The organism is Lysobacter antibioticus, from assembly GCF_000731095.1.
Lineage (GTDB): Bacteria > Pseudomonadota > Gammaproteobacteria > Xanthomonadales > Xanthomonadaceae > Lysobacter > Lysobacter antibioticus_B.
Genome location: NZ_JMTZ01000149.1, coordinates 1 through 4,552, shown reverse-complemented (window position 1 = coordinate 4,552; position 4,552 = coordinate 1). Strand labels below are relative to the sequence as shown.

General features: G+C 64.0%; 3 protein-coding genes. All 3 read right to left on the bottom strand.

Going from position 1 to position 4,552, the window contains the following annotated elements; translation table 11 throughout:
* Positions 1 to 581 (bottom strand): hypothetical protein (locus EX88_RS0122680; RefSeq protein ID WP_152566433.1); only part of this gene is annotated, 581 nt, incomplete at its 3' end.
* 2 nt (positions 582 to 583) lie between these two features.
* Positions 584 to 3,460 carry a beta strand repeat-containing protein gene (locus tag EX88_RS0122675; RefSeq protein WP_161786174.1) on the bottom strand — a complete coding sequence of 959 codons (2,877 nt, stop codon included), beginning with the start codon at positions 3,458 to 3,460 and terminating at the stop codon, positions 584 to 586.
* A gap of 83 nt (positions 3,461 to 3,543) precedes the next feature.
* Positions 3,544 to 4,032: a hypothetical protein gene (locus EX88_RS26335; RefSeq protein WP_235186405.1), complete on the bottom strand. Its 489-nt coding sequence runs from the start codon at positions 4,030 to 4,032 to the stop codon at positions 3,544 to 3,546.
* Positions 4,033 to 4,552 lie beyond the last annotated feature (520 nt).

Here is a 4,552-nt window from a genome sequence, read left to right as displayed (position 1 = left end):
CAGATCGGCGCAGGGCCCGAAGCGGTCGTCGCCGCCACCTGGTTGCCGACCGAGCCCACGGCATCGGCGTTGATCGTTGCCGTGTACACGAAGCGGTAGACGCCGACCGGCGACCGCGCCGGCACCGTGCAGGTCACCGTGGCTCCGCTCATCACGCAGCCGCTGGGCAAAGCGCCAAGCGTCAATCCCCGATTCGGCGTGTCCACCAGCACCACATCGGCCAGCGTGGCCGCGTCGTCCACCGTCGCCGTCAGGGTGTATTCGATCGTCTGACCGACCTGCATCTCCGTCCCAGGGGGAGGGTTGGACGACTTGACCACGGTGATCACCGGCAAGGCCACCGGCGTTTCCAGGGCGCAATCGGCCGAGCAGGCCGCCGCGATCGCTCCGCTGGAGACCACGGCGTTGTTCACTGTCCCGCTGGCGGTTCCGTTGACGGTCGCGGTGTAGGTCACCACATACGTGCCCGGCACCGTGCCCGCCGGCAGCGTGCAGACCAAGGGGTTAGCCGCGTTGCAGGTGGACAGGCCGGCGCTGGTCACCGCGCCGAAGGTCAGACCCGCGCCGAGTGTGTCGGTCAAGGTCACCGGCGCCGTGGTCGCGGCATACGCCACCGTCGTCGACAAGGTGTAGGTGATCGTGTCCTGGCGGTCTTGGCATAGCTGACCGAAGCCAACGCCGTCACCGTCGCGCTGTCGGTGCCCGGCACCAGCACGCCGCTTGCCGGCGTGCCGGTCGCGGTCGCGTTGTTGGTTACCGAGCCGGCATCCAGATCGGCCTGGACGATCGTATAGCTGCCGGTACACGTCGTACTGGCCTGCGGGGCCAAGGTCGTCACCGGACACGTCACCGTGGCGATCTTATCGTCGGTGACCGAAAACCCATTGATCGTTACGGCGCTCGGGTTGGTGACGAGGTATTCGTACGTCACGACGTCGCCGACCGCGGCATAGGGATTGCCCGATACCACCGTCTTGTCCAAGGTCAACGAAGGCGTGGCGGTGGAGGTCACCGTCAGGCTGTCGGTGGCGGGCGTCAGCGTGCCGCGTGCAGGCGCGCCGGCGGCGCTTGCGTTGTTGGTCACCGAGCCCGCATCGATGTCAGCCTGAGTGATTGTGTAATTGCCCGTGCAGGTGGTGCTGGCCTGCGGCGCCAAGCTCGTCACCGGACAGGTCACCACCGCGATCCGGTCGTCGGTCACCACCAACGCGTTGATGGTCACGTTGCCGGTGTTGGTCACCACGTACTGGTAATCGACCACGTCACCCACGCTGTCGTACGGACTGCCCGAGGCCGCCGTCTTGGCCAAGCTCAGCGTCGGCGCCGCCGCCGGGCCAATGACCGTCACCTGATCACGGGGCACGCTCAGCGTACCGCCCGCCGGGGTACCGGTCGCGGTCGCCACGTTGGTCACCGAACCCGCATCCAGGTCCGCCTGCGTCACCGTGTAGTTGGCCGTGCAGGTCATGCTCGCCCCCGCCGCCAACGTCGTCACCGGGCACGTCACCACCGCGACGCGATTGTCGTCCAACGCGATCGCATTGATCGTGGTATTGCCGGTGTTGGTCACCACATAGGTGTAGCCCACCTGCTCGCCCACCGTCGTATAGGTCGTGACCAATGCCTGCTTATCCAGCGTCCAGGCCGGCGCTGCCAACGAGATCACTGCATCGTCGGTCGCCGTCAGCGTCTGGTTGCTCGGGTTGCGCGCCGTCGCCTGCACGATGTTGGTCACGATCATCGCGTCCACGTCGGCCTGGGTCACCGTGTACGTCCCGGTGCAGGTCACGCTCGCGCCCGCCGCCAGCGAGGTGATGCCGCCACAGCTGACCGCAGCTATCTTGTTGTCGGTCACCGCCAGGTTGGTGAGCGTGGTGCTGCCGGTGTTGGTCACCACGTAGCTGTAAGTGGCTGTGTCCCCGACGCTGTCGTAGAAGGCCCCGCTGGTCACGCTCTTGACCACTCTCAGCCCCGACGGCGCGGTGGTCGAACGGTTGGTGATGGTGCAGCTGATGTTGTCCCCGGCCGCAATGGTCAGGCTGAAGTTGCTGCCCGCGCCGCTGGGCAGCACCGTCGTCGACTGCGGGGTGGTGTTGGTGCAGTTGATCGACGGCGCATACGCGCTCAGCGCCGAGGTGCTACCCGCCGTCATGACCTCCCGCAAGGTATAGCTGGTCCCCGCCGCCGCCGGCGCCACCTGGATGCTGCCGTTGCCGATCGTGCTGCCCGCGCCCGTCGTGGTCGCCTGCGTGCCGTTGGTGCCGACGATGCTCAGGGTGAACTGGTCGTTCACCGCAATGCGGGACGAGGCCAACGCCTTGTTCAGTTGCAGCCGCGGCAGCACCGTCGTGGTCTCGTTGATCGTCGTGGTCGTCGCCGTCAGCGGCGTGGCGCCGCAGCTCTGCATCGAGGCTATGTTGTAGAGGTCGGCCGTGGTGGTCGGGACCAGTTCGAAGTCGATGGTCTCGCCGGGATCGACTATGCCGTCGTCGATCAGGGTCACCGGCAGGTCGAACAGGTTGTCGTCGTAGACCCCCTCCGGAATGAACACGTCGAAGCTGGCTGCGTTGCCCGGGGTCAGGTAGTCCGCCCCCAGCGTCGCCGTGCCGCCGGTGATGCGCACCCGCACGTTAATGCCGCCCGCCGGCACCGTGCCGGCCAGACGCAGTTGCGGCACGTTCACCGTCGGCTGGTTCTCGGTCTGCAGGTACGAGGCTTGTGCGAACTCCACGAATGGGCGAACGTTGATCTGGATCGCGTCGATGAGGTTGCCTATGTTGAGAGCGCCCGAGGCAGAGGAGATCGCCTCGAACCCCAAGTCGACCACCCCCGTCGGGCCGGGAAATTGGAATTGCCCGGTATAATCAGCCCAGTTGTTGGGTCCACGCGCGTAGCTCGCCGTGTCGCCGGTCCCCGGAAACACGGAAGTCACAGAGCCGTCGCCATCGCGATCGGTACTCATCCGTGCGATACCAGTGGTGCCGATGCGGAACTCCATCGTATCCGGGTTGGTATCGCTGCCCCGCCCCCGGTGGCTTACCGACCATCCGATTACCTCGCCTTGAAGCAGGCACACGTTCTGAGAGAGACGTGCCGCCACGTTCGAATTTAGTTCGGCAAGCTGATTGCCCTCTCTAGCGATATGCGTCCCATCTCCGTCCACATATCCGCTGGTCCACAGTTCGATGTACCTATCGGTGCCGGTATCACCAGCGACCTGGTTACACGTACCAGCCGTCGTCGTGGTCGACGCGTTGTTATTCCAACCGGGAACTAGGCTATCCGGCACATACCTCCAGCATCCGGAGCTCGGAGTGAGCGCTGGCTGCTCAAAACTTGTGTTGACCATGGTGCGCTGTACCTGCGCCGCCGCCGGTGTCGACAGCCCCAGGAACGCCAGAACCACCACCGGCATGCACAGGCGTCGCGCCCACGCAGCGAGTCTCGTCAACGCCGCCATGGAACCCCTCTTGGACGTAACTCGCATGCGATTTTCCGTTCTCATTTCATCCCCCTATCCGCAGGCTTGTTTGCGTACCTGTGTCAATAGCGTCCCGTCAGGTTCAGGACCCAACCGCGTTCCCGGTAATCGAAATCCGTCAGGTCATCGCTGAAATCGGTGAAGTTGTAGCCAACGCCGACAAGGAAGTTGCGGCCGATATCGCGATCCAGTCCGACCAGGAAGCCCCGCTTGGTGCCGCCGTCGTCCACCGCCAGCCAGCGGTACTCGGCCAGCGCGTGCCATTGCGTGCCTATGCGTGCGCAATTCGTAGCGGACCTGCGCGGCGGCAAAGGTCGTGGCCGAATCGAACCAATCCCCTTTGCCGCGCCCCATCCGCACCTCGCCTTCGCGACGTGCCAGCTTGGCGGCGTATTTCCAATGCCGTCCGGCTTGAATACGCCCTCGACCGAAAGCACGTGCGAACGCTGATCGACCTGCGCACCGCCGCGTCGCCAGATCGTATGGACAGGCGTTTTGATCTCTGTATTCGCTGAAGGCCAACCGAGCCAGACAATATTATCTCTACGCATAACGAGACCGCCTGTGGCGAGCTACGCCCAAGCTGCAGCGGGAAACACCATAAGCACGAGAAATATAAGGTGCGCCCGCCATTAAAGTTCCGCTTACGAGCCGGGCCGGGTATATGACTCCATTATCAAGATGGCCATCGCCCACCCAACGACCACTCAAAGTATCCGCGAAACAGAACAAACCGCTCGCGTTGTTGGCCTACGGACCTCATCGCCTGCCGTCATTTTCGCGCCCCCTCGGGAGAGTGCACATCACACCTACGCGTACATTCCGGAACAGCGAGCCGAGTTAATCGGAAACACAAGCGAGTACGCCGCTAATGGCTCGACTCGCAATGCCTCATCTCTCACTCGCAAGCTGAATGCATAAGGGTGAGGCCTCTATTGGGTACGAACGACGGCAATCAAAGGCGCTGCCAATTCAATTCGCCCCATCCCTCGTACCCCCACAGAACCTTGCCGCGCCTCCTTTGCTCGGGTGCCTGACCCTAACCCTGGCCGGATTCGTTCGATGTACCGT